At 40.8% G+C, this 17,350-nt stretch carries 18 protein-coding genes and 1 tRNA gene; 3 read left to right on the top strand and 16 right to left on the bottom strand.

All coding sequences use genetic code 11. The annotated features are described in order from the left end of the window. Nucleotides 1-134: 134 nt before the first annotated feature. The 5 genes from M1G05_RS07925 to M1G05_RS07905 all read right to left on the bottom strand — a co-directional run bounded on the left by M1G05_RS07925 (nt 135) and on the right by M1G05_RS07905 (nt 6,625). The gene (locus tag M1G05_RS07925) at nt 135-1,061 is read right to left on the bottom strand and encodes an ATP-binding cassette domain-containing protein (protein ID WP_042900321.1); all 927 of its coding nucleotides are present in this window, start codon (nt 1,059-1,061) and stop codon (nt 135-137) included. 10 nt (nt 1,062-1,071) lie between these two features. Continuing rightward, a complete protein-coding gene (locus tag M1G05_RS07920; protein WP_000159550.1) occupies nt 1,072-2,139 on the bottom strand; it encodes an ABC transporter ATP-binding protein in 1,068 nt (355 codons plus the stop codon). Between the two features lie 8 nt (nt 2,140-2,147). Then, nucleotides 2,148-3,074, bottom strand: coding sequence for an oligopeptide ABC transporter permease OppC (oppC, locus tag M1G05_RS07915; RefSeq protein ID WP_000103691.1), 927 nt, complete (start codon nt 3,072-3,074; stop codon nt 2,148-2,150). Continuing rightward, nucleotides 3,074-4,570: an ABC transporter permease gene (locus M1G05_RS07910; RefSeq protein WP_000759915.1), complete on the bottom strand. Its 1,497-nt coding sequence runs from the start codon at nt 4,568-4,570 to the stop codon at nt 3,074-3,076. The genes oppC and M1G05_RS07910 overlap by 1 nt, the downstream gene beginning before the upstream one ends. Before the next feature lie 66 nt (nt 4,571-4,636). Further along, entirely contained in the window at nt 4,637-6,625 is a 1,989-nt protein-coding gene (locus M1G05_RS07905) for a peptide ABC transporter substrate-binding protein (protein ID WP_084928170.1), read from the bottom strand. A 161-nt stretch (nt 6,626-6,786) separates the two neighbouring features. Between M1G05_RS07905 and M1G05_RS07900 the strand changes: the two genes are divergently transcribed. Beyond that, nucleotides 6,787-6,857: transfer RNA gene (locus tag M1G05_RS07900), tRNA-Cys, on the top strand. A gap of 196 nt (nt 6,858-7,053) precedes the next feature. On the opposite strand, the gene M1G05_RS07895 is transcribed toward M1G05_RS07900, so the two are convergent. The 11 genes from M1G05_RS07895 to M1G05_RS07845 form a co-directional block, all read right to left on the bottom strand. Further along, nucleotides 7,054-8,385 carry a hemolysin family protein gene (locus M1G05_RS07895; RefSeq protein WP_042750034.1) on the bottom strand — a complete coding sequence of 444 codons (1,332 nt, stop codon included), beginning with the start codon at nt 8,383-8,385 and terminating at the stop codon, nt 7,054-7,056. A 267-nt stretch (nt 8,386-8,652) separates the two neighbouring features. Further along, nucleotides 8,653-9,477, bottom strand: coding sequence for a DNA/RNA non-specific endonuclease (endA, locus tag M1G05_RS07890; RefSeq protein WP_247953493.1), 825 nt, complete (start codon nt 9,475-9,477; stop codon nt 8,653-8,655). A 38-nt stretch (nt 9,478-9,515) separates the two neighbouring features. After that, nucleotides 9,516-9,704: a DNA-directed RNA polymerase subunit beta gene (locus tag M1G05_RS07885; RefSeq protein WP_004241151.1), complete on the bottom strand. Its 189-nt coding sequence runs from the start codon at nt 9,702-9,704 to the stop codon at nt 9,516-9,518. Continuing rightward, complete coding sequence (murA, locus tag M1G05_RS07880) at nt 9,697-10,980, bottom strand: UDP-N-acetylglucosamine 1-carboxyvinyltransferase (RefSeq protein WP_247953492.1); 1,284 nt, start codon at nt 10,978-10,980, stop codon at nt 9,697-9,699. Before murA ends, M1G05_RS07885 begins: the two co-directional genes overlap by 8 nt. Nucleotides 10,981-11,003: 23 nt before the next feature. Continuing rightward, nucleotides 11,004-11,234 (bottom strand): DUF1146 family protein, encoded by a 231-nt coding sequence (locus M1G05_RS07875; protein WP_000250396.1) that lies wholly within the window; start codon nt 11,232-11,234, stop codon nt 11,004-11,006. Between the two features lie 57 nt (nt 11,235-11,291). Continuing rightward, entirely contained in the window at nt 11,292-12,329 is a 1,038-nt protein-coding gene (locus M1G05_RS07870; RefSeq protein WP_247953491.1) for a SepM family pheromone-processing serine protease, read from the bottom strand. Then, nucleotides 12,313-12,801 (bottom strand): pantetheine-phosphate adenylyltransferase, encoded by a 489-nt coding sequence (gene coaD / locus M1G05_RS07865; protein WP_247953490.1) that lies wholly within the window; start codon nt 12,799-12,801, stop codon nt 12,313-12,315. Before coaD ends, M1G05_RS07870 begins: the two co-directional genes overlap by 17 nt. Continuing rightward, nucleotides 12,791-13,330, bottom strand: a complete 540-nt coding sequence (gene rsmD, locus M1G05_RS07860) for a 16S rRNA (guanine(966)-N(2))-methyltransferase RsmD (RefSeq protein WP_247953489.1) — start codon at nt 13,328-13,330, stop codon at nt 12,791-12,793. Before rsmD ends, coaD begins: the two co-directional genes overlap by 11 nt. A 64-nt stretch (nt 13,331-13,394) precedes the next feature. Beyond that, entirely contained in the window at nt 13,395-14,387 is a 993-nt protein-coding gene (gene asnA, locus M1G05_RS07855) for an aspartate--ammonia ligase (RefSeq protein ID WP_247953488.1), read from the bottom strand. Between the two features lie 112 nt (nt 14,388-14,499). Beyond that, nucleotides 14,500-15,183, bottom strand: a complete 684-nt coding sequence (locus tag M1G05_RS07850; RefSeq protein WP_247953487.1) for a Bax inhibitor-1/YccA family protein — start codon at nt 15,181-15,183, stop codon at nt 14,500-14,502. Between the two features lie 54 nt (nt 15,184-15,237). Further along, on the bottom strand, nt 15,238-15,978 hold the full coding sequence (locus tag M1G05_RS07845; RefSeq protein WP_049543720.1) for a TrmH family RNA methyltransferase: 741 nt from the start codon (nt 15,976-15,978) through the stop codon (nt 15,238-15,240). Nucleotides 15,979-16,011: 33 nt separating this feature from the next. Here M1G05_RS07845 and M1G05_RS07840 point away from each other — a divergent pair, with 33 nt between their 5' ends. Together M1G05_RS07840 and yidC are read left to right on the top strand one after the other, a co-directional pair. Continuing rightward, nucleotides 16,012-16,290 (top strand): acylphosphatase, encoded by a 279-nt coding sequence (locus M1G05_RS07840; protein ID WP_001174616.1) that lies wholly within the window; start codon nt 16,012-16,014, stop codon nt 16,288-16,290. A 77-nt stretch (nt 16,291-16,367) separates the two neighbouring features. Further along, a complete protein-coding gene (yidC, locus tag M1G05_RS07835) occupies nt 16,368-17,294 on the top strand; it encodes a membrane protein insertase YidC (RefSeq protein WP_049551417.1) in 927 nt (308 codons plus the stop codon). The last annotated feature ends 56 nt before the right edge of the window (nt 17,295-17,350 follow it).

Here is a 17,350-nt window from a genome sequence, read left to right as displayed (position 1 = left end):
GTCAAGAATATTTCAGAATTTTTTAAAATTTTTCGAAAATTCTTTCAAGTAGCTTTCAAAGACTTTCAAATCAGTCCAACAAAAAAAGGTTTATAATTTCCATATCAATTTTTATGGAAATTATAAAACCATTATTAGTTTAACCCTTGTTGGTAACGCGCCAATTCGGCTTGGTTAGCCCAAACATAGTGACCTGGACGGATTTCTACCATAGATGGCTTATCAGTCTCATAGTCGTGTTGACTTGGGTCGTAAACCTTCAAGACCTTCTTACGTTCCAAGATTGGGTCTGGGATTGGTACCGCTGAAAGCAAGGCTTGAGTATATGGGTGAATTGGATTGTTAAACAATTCTTCTGTTTCAGCAACCTCTACAATAACACCCTTGTAAATAACTGCGATACGATCTGAAATAAAGCGAACAACCGACAAGTCATGGGCGATGAAGAGATAGGTCAAACCAAGTTCTTTTTGGAATTTTTTGAGCAAGTTCAAGACCTGAGCACGCACAGAAACGTCCAAGGCTGAAATGGGCTCATCCGCAATAACAAAGTCTGGTTGCATGACCAAGGCACGGGCAATACCGATACGTTGACGTTGACCACCTGAGAATTCATGAGGGTAACGAGTCAAGTGCTCAGCAAGAAGCCCCACTTCACGAATAATATTTTTAACTTTCTCTTTACGTTCTTCTTCATCCTTGAACAGATGATGATTGTAAAGACCTTCTGAAATAATATAATCAACAGTCGCACGTTCATTCAAACTTGCGGCAGGGTCTTGGAAAATCATCTGGATTCGACGAATCAATTCCGCAGCTTGTTCACGCGATTTCTTACCATTAATCTTTTGACCTTCAAAAATGATATCTCCATTACTTGTATCATTGAGACCGATGATAGCACGACCAATAGTTGTTTTCCCACTACCTGACTCACCAACAAGCGAGAACGTTTCTCCCTTGTTGATAAAGAAGTTAGCATTTTTAACCGCGACAAACTTCTTACTTCCTTCACCGAAGGAAATTTCTAAATCTTTGATTTCTACTAATTTTTCAGACATTTCCTTCCTCCTAGTCAGCCAGATGGGCAAATCCCATTTTTTCACGGATCTTATCATGGAGATTTGCAATCACAGCTGGTTTTTCTACTTTTGGAGCATCCTCATGAAGAAGCCAAGTTTTAGCCCAATGTGTCTCTGATACTGAGAATTGAGGAGCTTTTTGTTCGAAGTCAATCTGCATTGCATAGTCTGAACGCAAGGCAAAGGCATCTCCTTTTAGGTCAGTATAAAGTGACGGAGGTGTTCCTGGGATTGAGTAAAGATCCCCTTTATCATCAGCAAGCTGAGGCAAGCTAGACAAGAGACTCCATGTATATGGATGGCGAGGGTCATAGAAGACTTCCTCAACAGTTCCATACTCAACGATTTCTCCTGCATACATAACTGCTACCTTATCCGCAATACTTGCTACCACACCAAGGTCGTGAGTGATAAAGATTGTTGTGAAATGATACTCATTTTGTAATGATTTAAGCAAATCAATAATCTGAGCTTGGATGGTCACATCCAAGGCCGTCGTTGGCTCATCACAGATCAAGACATCAGGTCGGCAGGCAAGGGCAATAGCAATAACGATACGTTGACGCATCCCTCCAGAATATTGGAATGGGTATTCATCAAAACGTCTATCTGCATCTGGAATCCCAACCTTATTCATGTAGTCAATCGCCAATTCTTTCGCTTCTTTAGCTGTTTTGCCTTGGTGTTTTACAATAACTTCTGTAATCTGACTACCAATTGTTTTAATTGGGTCCAAACTAGTCATTGGATCTTGGAAGATAGTCGCAATCTTAGCACCACGAATTTGTTCCCAATCCTTGTGAGAAGACAAGGCTGTCAAGTCCTGACCACGGTAGTCAATACTTCCTTGGGCAATGCGACCATTTTCTTCAAGCATACCTGTGAAGGTCTTTGTCAAAACAGATTTTCCTGATCCTGACTCACCTACCAAGGCTAGTACTTCTCCTTCAACTAGTTCAAGGGAAACGCCGCGAATGGCTGTCAATACTTTGTCACGAACGTCAAATTCCACGACAATATCGCGAGCAGTCAAAATTACATTTTTTTCTTTTGTCATTTCTACTCCTATCTATGTGTACGTGGATCACTAGCATCCGCTAAGTTTTGACCAACTACGAAAAGGGACAAGGATACCAAGACAAGAGTTGTCAATGGAATCCAGAACAAGTAAGCATTAGTTGTTACGTTTTGTGAATAATCTGAAATCAAACGACCCAAACTTGGCACTGTAATTGGTAATCCAAGACCGAAGAATGACAAGAAGGCTTCGTATGAGATAAAGCTTGGAAGCATTTGAGTCATGGTTGTCACAATAACAGATACCAATTGAGGCATGATATTTTTGGCAACAATCTTCAAGGTTGGTGTTCCCAGAGTACGTGACGCCAAGTTGTATTCCAAGTCACGGTAACGCAAGATTTGCACACGAATCATGAAGGCAATTCCAATCCATGTTGTTACACTCATGGCAAAAATCAGATTCCAGAATCCCGCACCGATTGAGTAAGTCAAGACAATGACAATCAAAAGAGATGGGATGTTTGAGATGACGTTATAAACTTCCATCATCACGCGGTCAACTGATTTTGAAATTCCCCAAATACCACCGACAAAAACACCGATAACCAAGTTAATCACTGTTGCAATCACAGAAATGAGGATAGAGTTACGAGCTCCGAACCAGACACCGTCAAAGAGAGATTTACCGTTACTGTCTGTACCGAACCAATGCTCAGCATTTGGCTTGATATAACGAGCACTAAAGTCGTTTACCTTGCTGACATCATTGAAATCAAACTTAGAAAACATTGGGTAGATGAAACTCATCAAAATGATAGCTACCAAGATTCCCAACATGACTACAGTTGATTTCTTCTTCATAAATTGTCTAAACACTGAACCCCAGTATGAATAAGCTGGCGCATCAATAGCTTCAGAGGCAAAATCGTCACGTTTTACAAACTGAAATTTTTCTTTATCGATTGTAGACATTATTTGCCTCCTTTCTCAGTCAATTTAATACGTGGATCAATAATAGTCATCCAAATATCTCCCAAAAGAAGTGAGAAGATAGAAATACATGTAAAGATGAAGACAAGACCAACGACCATAGAGTTATTAGATGCTTTTACAGAGTCAATCAACATTTTACCCATACCTGGGAAGGCGAAGACTGTTTCAGTAAGGGTTGCACCACCAATAACCCCGATAACGGCACCAGGAATTCCTGAAACCAGCGGAACCATGGCATTTTTAAAGATGTGTTTGTTTGAAATTTCTTTTTCAGACAAACCTTTGGCACGAGCAAAACGAACAAAGTCCTGTGATTGCAAGTCAATCATGTAACGACGAATCCAAATAGCTGTACCAGGAGCACCCAACAAACCAAGAATCACTGCTGGTAAAACATACGAACGCCAATCTCCAGCACCCAAAATAGGGAATGAATCTGGAAGACCAATTGATGATCCAATCAAACGAACAATGTAAACCAAGGCAATGGTTGGAAGGGCCATCAAGAAGGTCAAAAACCCTGTTGAGAAGCTATCAATCCAAGTATTCTTGAAGCGAGCCATAGCTGAACCAAGTGGCACGGCAATCGCATAAGAAATCACCAAACCAATCAATCCAACGACTGCAGAGCTAGCAATCATAGAAGGATATTGGTAGTTGCTTTCAGTTGCAGTATATGGGTCATCTTTCCCATAGTTAGCTACTTCACGAGAATCAGCCTGACTAGGCGATTTGTAGGTTCTTGAGTAAATATTTACAGAAGAAGTTTTCTTACCTGTTGGGAACTGAACTTGAGATGTTTTTGTTTGCCCTTGTCCTTGAGTAATGACCTGTAAAACAGGGCTATTAGCATAGGTTGGATAAGAGTCACCTAAATTAATGTTCACAAAGTTTTGATGCACAAACGGGAACTGACTGTTGAAGTACAAGAGATATTTGTGTTTTGTTCCTGAACCGACCAAGGACCATCCGATCGCTGGATCGTTTTCAAAACGAAGGTAACGTTTCAAGTCTGGATTTTCAGGGTCTTGAATTTTATTTGTATGATCAATGTCAATCAAGTTAGCATAGAAGTGAAAAACACGTTCAAAAATCGGGATTTCACGCGTAGCGTAGAATTGGCCACTTTCAGTAAATTCTCCCAGGGTCCAACCATGACCGATTTGTTTGATGTATTTTTCATAGATAGCCTTGTTGGTATCATTGGCTTCAACTGTTACAGAAGCATCCATCTGGCTAGCTTTTTCTTGCAACTCTTTGGTATCGTAGTACTCGATATAGCCCATACGCTCATAAACGGTATTCTCATAGTTATCACGTTTATCAGCAGTTGTAGCAATCTTGTTATAGTTGGTATCCTGTTTGAAAATCAATTTTCGAGGAACCATTGTATAGATAATCGTGTAAGTCAAGGTTGTTACTAAGAAGATAGAAACCAAGGACCGCAAAACACGCATAAAAATATATTTTTTCATATCATTTCCTTTAAAAATCCCAAAAGAACCTTCTCCTCATGGAGAGAAAGTTCTATTGAAAATTATTTACTTCACATGACTTGCCAATTCTTTTTGAGCTTTTTCGTTTGACTCAGTCTTTTCTTTCAACCATTTTTCACGAGCTTTTTCATACTCTTCTTTGGTGATTGCTTTTTCACCAACTTCAGTGTACTTCAAGTATCCTGAATTTTCACCTTTAAGGCCGGCTACAGAATATGAAGAGCTAAATGGTAGAACTTTTGAAACATATGAAACGGCTGTTTCTTTAGGAGAAGCCATTACTGGAATTGTCAAAGCATTGTCAGTCAACCAAGCTTGTGCCACCGCGTATTTTTCATAACGTTTTTGAACATCTTGGTTTTCGCTGTTTGCGTCATCAAGTAATTTTCCATAGTCAGCTAAACCAAGTTTGCTTACTACTGATGCATCTGTGTTTTGGTCAATACCAAGGTAAAGGCGAGTGCTTCCTCCCTTAAGGACGAATTGATCCAAGAAAGTAGAAGGATCTTGATAGTCCGGGTTCCATCCTAGCAAGGTATGGATATCCCAGTCTTGCTCTTTAGCTGTTGGAGCGCTAAATGAAATTGGTAAAGCTTCTGCTTGAGTCATTTGTTGTAAGTCTACAACAACATTATCTGAACCCAATACTTTTTCAATTGATTGTTTCAATGATTGAACACGGTTTACAACCGCTGTTGATTCTTGGATAACCAGGGCATCCAAGTGGATTGGGAATTCAACACCTTCAGCTTGTAGACTTGATTTGGCTTTAGCAAAGACTTCTTTCGCTTTTTCTTCATTGTAAAGGCCATTTTGAGAATCTGCTAGAGACACGTTTGACCAAGTAGAAGAATTTGTCTTAGCCAAGCTATCTTGTACCAATTCACCAAATGTTTTCTTACCAACTTGAAGATTATAAGGTGCAAACGTATTACGGATGGCTACTGCAGCTCCATCAGTACCATTTGTTTGAGCTGAGTAAGAATTGCGATCGACAGCAAAGTTCAAGGCTTGACGGAATTCCTTGTTTAGCAATGCTTTCTGAGTAGATGTCTTTTGGGTATCACTTGTTTTGGCAGTGTGGTTATAGGTTGTACGGCCATAATTCAAGCTGACAGTTGCAACACCCGCTCCTGGTTCATTAAAGTAAATGTTATCTTTAAAGTCAGCTGCATATTTTTCATATGTAGAACTTGTAGGGAAGATACGAGCCTTGCTATATTGACCATCAGCAAAACCTTTAGCAATCACATCTTGGTCCTTACCATCCCAGAAAGTGAACTTAACGTTCTCAATTTTTACATTTTCTTTGTCCCAGTAAGCATCATTTTTAGCCATCTCGATAGATGATTTTGGAGTTACAGATTTTAAGACAAATGGACCGTTATAAAGAATAGAGTTAGCATCGGTTGGGGCACCAAAACCTTCACCTTTTGAAGTTAAGAATTCTTCATTAACCGGCATCAAAACACCACTAGTGGTCTTATCATTCCAGAAAGTTTCTGGCTGGTTCAAGGTATATTCTAGTGTTTGATCATCAAGTGCTTTTACTCCAACGGTTGAAAAATCGCTTGTTTCACCCTTGATATAGGGTTCTAATCCCTTAATAGAAGAGCTAACGATTGAAAGTCCTTTTGATTTTCCATCTACGGCATGTTTCAAACCAGTAACGAAGTCTTTAGCAGTTACAGGAGCGTATTCTTCTCCCTCTGCTGTAACCCATTTAGCATCCTTACGGATTTTATAGGTATAAGTCAAACCATCTTTTGAAACTGTCCATGATTCAGCAATAGAAGGAACCAAGTTACCATATTTATCATTAGCCAACAAACCATCTACAGCATTTGTTGTGACGAATGATGTTGAATCGATATTGCTGACGATATAATCCAAAGTTTCTGGATCTGTTTGATAAACATATTGGTAATCTTTTGCTAATTTAGCATTATTTGAACTAGTGTTTGAACACGCAGCTAGAACTCCTGACGCTAATAAGGTAGCTCCCGCTACAGCAAGCACTTGACTTTTTTTCATTTATTTACTCCTCTTATAAATAAAGTATAGGTTATCATCAATTATATCATAGATTTCAAGAAAAGTAAACGAATTTTCAGAATATTTAGGCTTATTGATACAAAAAATCTGAAAAAGCTATTGACTGAAAATCATTTTCAAGGTATAATAATAAACGTTAAGGCGGTATAGCCAAGTGGTAAGGCACGGCTCTGCAAAAGCTTGATCGTCGGTTCAAATCCGTCTACCGCCTTCTTTAACTTGATTTATCAGGTTTCATTTAAACAGAAAGCCCAATTTAAAGGGCTTTTTTCTTTTTCCTTGAATAAATACGTATAACTTTAAAAAACTTTTGGGGCAAGTTTGGGGCTGAGTCTTTCGAGGACACAATTTCCTTTTGAAATCAACTGAAAAAAGCTTTGTCACGCCTGGTGACAAAAGCCTCTAGTTTACTCTGTTTCTTCTTCTATTTCAACTTCGGTAATTTGGACTTTTACCTTGGTAACACGTCCATTTTTCACCTTATCATTGGTTAGGATAAGTTGTTTGTTTTGGCTGACTAATTCATAACTGAGTTTCTCAGTCGTTGGAATGGTCCCAACTCCTGTCAAATAATAACCAGCGATGGTATCAACGTCATCACTTTCCAGTTCAACATCAAAGTAGTCATTAAAATCATTGAGATTCATGGTACCTTGAACGATATAAGTATCTTCTCCAATTTTATGAACTTCGATTTCAGCCTTATCTGTTTCGTCATCGATTTCCCCAACGATTTCTTCTAAGAGGTCTTCTAGGGTCACCAAACCAGCCATCCCACCGTATTCATCCAGCAAGATTGCCATTTGTCTTTGGGTATTGCGCAATTCTTTTAACAAGTCATCCACAAAAATAGTTTCAGGAACAAAAAGTGGATCTTGTAAGATTTTCTTCCAAACAATATTGTCAAAACCGTCCACAAAGCCCGCATTAAGGAGACTCTTGGTGTGAATGATCCCAATCACGTTATCCTTATCCCCATCATAGACAGGGATACGAGAATAATTTTGTTTTAAAATACTTTGGATGATGGTTTGACTATCATCCTGAATATCGACCATGAAGGCATCCGTTCGAGGAACCATGACTTCTCTGGCCATTAATTCGTCCAGTGAGAAAATCCCTTGTAACATCTCAATTTCGTCAGCATCTAGTGTTTCTTCACTATTTGTCAACATGTACTCAATTTCATCACGGGTCATTTTTTCATCAGCATCGTCAAAAGTCATTGGAGTCAAGCGACTCAAGAGATTGGTAGATGCAGACAAGAGCCAAACAAAGGGACTAACTAGTTTCCCAAGCCCAATGATAACTGGCGCTGTACGAATCGCCAAGGCATCCTTTAGATTAAGAGCGATTCTCTTAGGATACAATTCCCCAAAAACGATGGAAATATAAGTCAAAAATGCTAAAGATAGAAAACTTGCAACGGCATAAGCTGTTTCGCCATTTCCAAGCCAAGATGCAATTTCTCGCCCCAGAGTTTCTGCCAAACTCGCCCCTGATAAGATCGTAATCAGGGTAATCCCTACTTGAATGGTTGATAAAAAGTGGTTAGGATTTTCTAGTACTTTCAGCAGACGGATATAGCGTCTATCTCCTTCTTCTGCCTTTTGTTCAACCCGCGCACGGTTAAGTGAAACCATGGCCATTTCTGTGGCTGAGAAAAAGGCATTTAACACCGTCAAGATAAACAATAAAACAAATTGTAGCAACAAATTCTGACTACTTGGGTCTTCCATAGTTCTTCTCCTAAAATAGTATCTTACCCTCTATTATATCACAAAATATAGTCCAGTACATATTATTTTTTCTCATACTCTTCGAAATTCACTTTAAACCACGTCAGCTTCATCTGCAACTTCAAAGCTGTGCTTTGAGCAACCTGTGGCTAGCTTCCTAGTTTGCAATTTGATTTTCATTGAGTATCATTGTATATTGTAGCCCTGCTTAAACTAGTAAAAAAGAACTCCTATATCCACAAGTGACATAGGAGTTTATTTTGTATTTTACTGAGTAACAGTCACTTCTCCAGTTCGGTAATCCAGTTGAAGTCCCTTTTGAACATTGGGAACTAGAACATTAAATTCCAATTCTCCGTCTGAAGACTTGGCTTCAATCTGTGAAGCTGAAGGAACTAAATCCTCGTTTGAAGCGTAATAAAGGGTTACACGGTAACGGACACGCTTGTTTTTATCCAAGGCCTTGCGTACCATGCTTTCATAGTAGTTTTGACCAGTCGAATCCTCGGCTTGAGCCTGATTTGCCCAGGCTGTTTGAACAGCAATGTTTTTAGGATTGCTTGTCGAGGCATCAAAACCATCCAAACCACCGATTAAGGCATAGCCTAACAAGTGACCTCTATCGACCGCATGGGTATAAGTACCCTTTAGATTCTTAACCTGATGCCAGCCTGGAGGAGTCCATGAAGTCGAACCATTCCCAGTTTCTTCACGATTCTTGTACTGGCGAGTAGCCTTAGACAAGAGGGCATTAGCTACGGTTGGCACAGTTTCCTTGCCCACTGTCTTTGTTTTATTATCAGCGTAAGGTTTACTTGAAACCTTGGCATCTAGATTTGTTTTATTGCCATTGACGATAAAAGCACCTGAGCCATTCCACTCAAGACTCCCTTTTATTTGGCTCTTGACTGCGTCTGTTAAAACACTTTCTGCCAATTCTTGACTAGGAGCCTCAGACGACTGTTTTTTCTGACTAACCCTTGTTTTAGGACTATTAGCTGTCGACTGCATCTGCTTGATATAATAGCTTCCCGCAGATAAAAGCAATAACACTAGCAGTCCGATCAGTGTCTGTCTTGTTTTTTTATCCATTTTTCTCCTTATCTCTAGAAAAAGACTGGTTCTCCAGCCTAATTTCCTGTAAATTTATGAATCAATTCCTGCCATTTTGCTGGAGACAGGATAGCCCATGGATCTTGACCCTTGCCCAAGATTCCATAACCTACCATTAAGCCGATTCCTAGGGCTAGAGCACCCAAAAACAGTACCAAAATGACTAGAAGTAAACGCTTGATTACGTAGCTTGATTTCTTATTCATCTTCATCACTTGCCTCAATCCGCTGAATCTTAGCACCTAGCTGTGCCAACTTCTCATGGAAACGGTAGTAACCTCTATCCAAGTGAACCAATTTACCAACTACAGTTTTTCCTTGTGCTACCAAACCTGTCAAAATCAAGGCAGCACTGGCACGAAGGTCAGTTGAAAGAACTTCTGCCCCCTGCAAAGGTTGACCACCAACAATACGAGCTGTATCACGGATAATCTCAGAGTGCAAGCCCATGCGACGCATTTCTTCTAGATGTTGGAAACGATTTTCGAAAACTGTCTCCACCATAGTTGATTCCCCTTTTGCGACGGTCATCAAGGCTGTAAATTGGGCCTGCATATCCGTTGGAAAACCTGGGTGGGGCAAGGTTTTCACATGAACAGCTTTTAAATTTTCTAGTTGAGATCGAACTCGAATTCCTTCAGACTCCTCTGTCACTTCCACTCCCATTTCAAGCAATTTGGCAATCAAGGGACGGTTGTGCTCCCAGACAGCGTCTTTAATCAAGACATTACCACCAGTCATGGCAGCAGCTACCATAAAGGTTCCTGCTTCGATACGGTCTTGGACTACATTGTGAGTCGTACCATGAAGTTTCTCAACACCGGTAATGGTAATGGTCTCTGTACCAGCACCCTTAACCTTAGCTCCCATTTCATTGAGGAGAATAGCTAGGTCCACAATCTCAGGCTCACGCGCAGCATTTTCAATCACTGTCACCCCATCAGCTAGGGTCGCTGCCATCATCAAGTTCTGCGTAGCACCAACACTTGGGAAGTCCATGTAGATATGAGCTCCATGTAAGCGATCAGCCTTGGCTTCGATATAACCAGCTGTCTGACTAATCTTAGCCCCCATAGCTTCTAGACCTTTCAAATGAAGATCAATAGGACGGCTACCAATCGTACAACCACCTGGCATGGATACCTTGGCATGACCTACACGGGCAAGAATTGGTCCCAAGACAACGATGGATGCGCGCATCTTGCTGACATACTTGTAAGGAGCTTCCTCAGTGATATCGCCAGTCGCGTCCACCTCAACAAGATGAGCTTCTTCATTAAAATCAACCTTGGCATTCAAACCACGAACCACCTGATTCATAGTGAAAACATCTGACAAGATAGGAACATTCTGCAAGACGGTCTTTCCTTCACTTGCTAGAATAGTCGCTGCCAACAAGGGTAAGACTGCATTCTTTGCTCCTTCGATCGTAACACTTCCTACCAGACGATTATCGCCACCTTGAACCACAATTTTTTCCATACTTATTTCCTTTACATTTGATTTTATAATAATCCTCTAAGCGCTTCTTGCCACAACTGATACAGGCTGATAAAGAAAGAACTCATGATGTAGCCCATTACAATGCTAAAAAAGGCTACTAATAAACGAACTTTTCCTGTATTCTCAGTTGTCACTTTTAAAACCTTTTCCCATCTAACAAGATCCTTTAAAAGGTAAAAACTCACATAAATAAAGAGCATGTGACTGCTTAGAGTGAATAATAATTGAACCATTTGACTATTATACCATCTTCTCTGTTTGTGCGCTAGTTTGGAAACTTCACTTAAAAACTAGGGATTGTTTTTCAAGTAATCAATTGCATCTTGTAGGGTTTTAACAGGCACGATTTTCATATCTGTCTTGATTGTTTTAGCTGCTTCCAGGGCTGTTTGGTAGTTGTTTTTAGCATCAGGATGTGCTTTTTGTTCTTCTTCGCTAACAGGGTTATCAGGAGCAAAGAAAATAGCAGCACCTTCTCTAGCCGAAGCTACAACTTTCTTATCAATGCCTCCAATGTCTCCCACATTACCATCGCGGTCAATGGTTCCTGTACCGGCAATGATACGGCCATTACGAAGGCCAGGGTCAGATATCTGGGTATAGATTGCCAGACTAAACATAAGACCTGCACTTGGACCGCCGATACCAGCTGTTGAAAAACGAATTGGGACATCACTGGTCACTTCTGTACGGTCAATCAAACCGATTCCAATCCCATTTTTGCCATTTTCCAAGGTGATAATCTTACCTTCTGCAGACTTGGTTTGCCCATCCTCTTCATAGGTGACCTTGACGGAGTCCCCTAGTTTTTGAGAATTGACGTAATCAATCAAATCTTTGGAACTGTCAAAGGTTTGATCATTGACTGCTGTGACCGTATCAGAGATGTTAAGAATCCCTTTAAAGGTCGAATTATCCGTCACAGTCAAAACATAAACCCCAAGATATTTTAGTTCAATATCCTTACCAGCTGTTTTTAGCCCTTGATACTTGGCCATGTTTTGTGATGTTTGCATGTAGAATTGATTGATCCGCATAAATTCAACATCAGAAGAGCCACCTGTAGTCTCTTGGGCACTACGAATATCTGTAAAAGGCGTCAACCAAGCATAAATCATATGGGCTAAAGTAGCGTGCTGGACACCAACCGTAACGAATTGATAGGCCCCAGCTTCCTTATCTTCTTTATCATTGACTTTAAGGACTTGGCGAATATCTTCCGAACCACCTGGAACTTCTATATAGTAGGGCAAGGGCACTACAAATGCCAAGAAAGTCACAATTAAGGCCGCAATGACATATAAGGGCCATCTAATCTTTTTTTTCATTTCTTATTTCCTCCAAAATACTCTCGGGAACATAGCAAGCAATATCCTGACCAAACTTCAAAAGCTCTCTAACACCGGATGAACTGAGATAGAGATGTTCAGGTCGACTATGTAAATAAATTGTCTCTAAATTAGGAGACAGCTGATGGTTGTAGTAATCAAAACTGGCTTCATATTGCAAATCCGTTGCATTTCTCAAGCCCCGCACTAGGCAAGTAGCCCCCAGTCTTTTTGCAACATCAACCACCAATTCATCATGAGAAGACACAACTTCAACATTTTCTAAATGTTTCAAAGCCTTTTCTAGCCCTCGTTTACGATTTTCGATAGGGAGAAATCCCTGTTTGTGGGGATTAAAAAAAATACCCACATAGAGCTTATCAAAAAGTCTGCTCGCCCGTTCAATGATATCCAGATGCCCATTTGTCATCGGATCAAATGAGCCTGTGAATAAGCCAATCTTATCTGACATAGACTGTCACCTTACTAATTCCATAAATCTTTTCCTTCCAGATACCCAGGCAGGCAATTTCTTCTGGAAGTTCAACAGCTTTATCCGTCTCACACACGACCATGACATCTTCAGAAAAAAGCTCTCTCTCAGCCATTTTTTCAACATCTGCTACGATTTGTTCCTTAGCATAAGGAGGGTCTAAGAAAATGAGGTCGAATTCGCCAGATACCTGTTCCAATGCCCTTTCTGCATCCATCTTGAGAAGTTGAAATTTTCCAACTTCCTTGGTCATCTGAATATTTTCAGCCACGATGGTCTGAGCCTTACGGTCTCGCTCCACCAAAACAGCGCTGGACATGCCACGCGAGACTGCCTCGATAGATAAACCACCACTACCTGCATAAAGGTCCAAGACTCGTCCCCCTTCAAAGTAGGGACCAATCATATTAAAAATAGCTCCCCTAACCTTATCCGAAGTGGGTCTTGTCGTCTTTCCTTCTAGTGTCTTGAGGGGACGCCCCCCATAGATTCCTGATACGATTTTCATACCGTTTATTATACCAAATTATGGGCGAAAAGAGAAAGAAAACCGAACCTTGCGGTTCGATTCTCTACAAAATATTTTCGTAAGTATCGCGGACTTCTTGAGGCCAAACACTTGTTTGCACTTCTCCGATGTGTTTCTTGCGAAGTAGGAACATGGCCATCCGAGATTGTCCAATTCCTCCACCGATTGTCAATGGGAATAGGCCATTCAACAAAGCCTTGTGCCATTCCAATTCCAAGCGATCTTCATCACCTGTGATGGTAACCTGACGGCGAAGCGTTTCTTCATCTACACGGATTCCCATAGAGGACAACTCAAAGGCTCCACCTAAAGACTCATTCCAAACAAGAATATCGCCATTAAGACCCTTGTAGCCATTTTCAGACTCACTTGTCCAGTCATCGTAGTCTGGTGCACGTCCATCGTGCGGTTTACCGTCTGGTAATTCGCCACCGATACCGATCAAGAAGACTGCTCCAAATTCTTTACAAATAGCATTTTCACGCTCTTTCGGTGTCAAGTCTGGGTAGCGTTCTACCAACTCTTCTGTGTGGATAAAAGTGATTTGTTTTGGCAAGATTGATTCGATGTCATAGCGGGCTTCAACAGCTAGCTCAGTAAGGCGAATAGCCTTGTAAATCTTCTCAACTGTTTCTTTTAGATAAGCGATATTCCGTTTACCATTTGGGATAACTTTCTCCCAGTCCCACTGGTCAACATAAACAGAGTGGGTCGCATCCAGCGAATCTTCGTCTGGACGAAGGGCCTTCATGTGGACAAAAAGACCTTCTCCCTCACCGAAACCAAAACGGGCCAAAGTATGGCGTTTCCATTTAGCAAGTGAGTGCACAACTTCATAAGTAGCATCAGGGATTTGGAGAACCTTGACCGATACGGCATTCTCCACACCTGATAAATTATCCTGCATCCCGTCGCCGACCCTGCTCAAGATAGGACCTTGAACTTCGACAACTTCTAACTTATCTTTCAAATACTGGGTAAAAGTGTTTTTGACAAAGGAAATCTCTTCTTGTTGATGAATAAAACTTTTCTTCATAAACTACTCCTCAAAAAATTAATTAAAAGCATTATACACCTATTTCCAAGAAAAGAAAAGAGCAAATACGAAAAAAATCAGTGCTCCTTCGAACACTGATGTTAGGGACCTTTTAGTCATTACGACCAAAGATACGTAGAATACTTAGGAAGAGATTGATAAAATCAAGATAGATACTGAGAGCCATTGACACAACCCAACCTGTCGCTACACGGCCTTGTGATTGCTCATAGACATAGCGAATTTTTTGGTTATCCCAAGCAATCAACCCTGAGAAAACCAAAACCATGGCTACGCTAATCATATAATCAAAGAAGCCGCTAGCCAAGAAAACATTAACTACCATGGCAATCAGCAAACCGATAAGAGCCGCCATCATAGCCCGACCAAGGCCACTCAAATCTTTCTTGGTGAACATGCCAACTGCCGCCATGACAAAGAAGAGAAGGGCGCTAGACACAAAGGCGGATAAAACTGTACCCGGAGTATAGAAGGCCACCACAAAACTAAGAGTAAAGCCGTTTAAAACAGAGTAAAGTAAAAATACTGGAAGAGCCGCTGGACTATTCTTTAAGGCCATGTTACTGGCAACGAAAACCAAGGCCAACTCCGCAAAAGTAGCAATGGTCAACCAGAGACGTCCCTGCATCAAAAAGTAAACCAACTGAGATTGAAAGACCGTTAACATAAGGCCTGATACCAAAGCGGATAATCCGATTCCCAGACCAACAAAGGCATAAACCTTAGCGTAAAATTGATTGAGACCTGCGCGGTCGTGAATAATAGTGTGATTCATCTTTTCTCCTTTTCTATGAACATCTTTCCTTGATTATAACAAAGAAAGTTAAAATTAGCTTAAATGGAAAATTAAAATACCGGCTGCAACGGCAACATTCAAACTCTCCGCCTGCCCCTTCATACTAATGTGGACCAACTGGTCTGCACTTTCAACCATGAGGGGACTAATTCCTTGACCCTCATTTCCCATGACTAGTACAAAATTTTCTATAGGAACCAGTTCTCTGTAATCAACAGAATCTTTAGATAGGGTTGTTGCCAGCACTGAGATACCTGCCTCTTTGGTTTCCTTAAGAAGCGCTTGACTCGACATCCGGTAAATAGGCAGATGGAAATGACTGCCTTGCATGGAACGTAAGGTCTTGAGACTGTAGATATCTGCCGATTTATCTGAAACAATCACTCCAGTAAAACCTGCTGCATCCGCAGTCCGAATGATAGTTCCCACATTACCAGGATCTTGCACATCTTCCAAAAACAAGAACTTGCCCTGACTCAAATCAGCTTGTCCTACTTCTTCTTTTTGAACCACCGCAACAATGCCCTGTGGAGTCTGAGAATCCGCTAAATCTAGCAGAATATCCTCTGACACCCAGACAGTTTGCGGAAAAGCAACTAACTGTTCTCGATAACTTTCTAGGGCAAAGATTTTCTCAATCGTCACTCCAGCTTGAACAGCTTCTTCAAACAAGTGCCAGCCTTCAATCAAATAAGCAGACTTGCGGTATTTTTTTTGGTGTAATTTCTTGGCATTTTTTACCACAGAATTGGCTTTTGAGGTTATAATAGTCATAGAAATATTATAACACAATCAAAGGGGTTTGGTATGCAAAAGGTTAGAATGATTGCCCAAGGTAGGGTACAGGGAGTCGGCTTTCGTTGGGGTGTTTACAGCTTGGCACTTGAAATTGGTGGCATCACAGGTCGAGTATGGAATAACGACGATGGCACAGTGGAAATATTAGCCCAAGCAGACTCATCTGCTACCATGGCAAAATTTATCCAAGAAATCCGCAAAGGACCCACACCTTTTTCAAAAGTCAGCTACTTAGATGTCAAACTAAGTAACTTTCCTCCCTACCCTGACTTTAAAATCGCAAATTAAGTCTCTAGAACTATTGTATATTTTGTAAAAAAACAGTAGAATAGAAAGGTATAATTTTTAAAGAAGGAATAAAAACAGTGAAATCTATTAAACGTTTTGCACTCTCGACTATGGGAGTGGCTATGTTGCTTGTCTTGACTGGCTGTGTTAGCGTCGATAAAGCAACAGGAGAGCCAACAGGATTTATTTGGAATACTTTCGGAGCGCCTATGGCTGAAGCTATCAAGTACTTCGCTACTGATCAAGGTCTAGGCTTTGGTATGGCTATCATTATCGTAACCATTATCGTGCGCTTGATTATCTTGCCACTTGGTATCTACCAATCATGGAAGGCAACGCTTCACTCTGAAAAGATGAACGCCCTCAAGCACGTCCTTGAGCCACACCAAACGCGTCTCAAAGAAGCAACGACTCAAGAAGAAAAACTCGAAGCCCAACAAGCTCTCTTTGCTGCTCAAAAAGAGCACGGCATCAGCATGTTTGGTGGTGTAGGATGCTTCCCTATCCTCCTTCAAATGCCTTTCTTCTCAGCTATCTACTTTGCTGCCCAACATACTGAAGGGGTTGCTCAAGCAAGCTACCTAGGCATTCCTCTAGGTTCTCCAAGTATGATTTTGGTTGCCTGCGCAGGTGTCCTTTACTATCTTCAATCGCTCCTTTCACTTCACGGAGTAGAAGACGAAACGCAAAGAGAACAAATCAAGAAAATGGCTTACGTGAGCCCAATCACGATTGTTGTCTTCTCCCTCATTTCACCAGCCAGTGTCACACTTTACTGGGTTGTCGGTGGTTTCATGATGATTCTCCAACAGTTTATCGTCAACTATATCGTTCGTCCAAAACTTCGCAAAAAAGTCCGTGAAGAACTAGCCAAGAACCCACCAAAAGCACGTGCTTTCTCTACACCAAGTGGACGAAAAGACGTTCCCCCTGAACAACCAACTGCTATCACAAGCAAGAAAAAACACAAAAATCGCAACGCTGGAAAACAACGTTCGAGATAAAGCTACGTAAATTATCCAATAATTAAAAAACGAATGAATGATAAATAGTTTTCATC

The sequence above is a fragment of the Streptococcus mitis genome (assembly GCF_023109515.1).
GTDB classification, from domain to species: domain Bacteria; phylum Bacillota; class Bacilli; order Lactobacillales; family Streptococcaceae; genus Streptococcus; species Streptococcus mitis_CS.
Note: the sequence above shows the minus strand (reverse complement) of the source record. Positions and strands in the feature narration are given on the sequence as shown.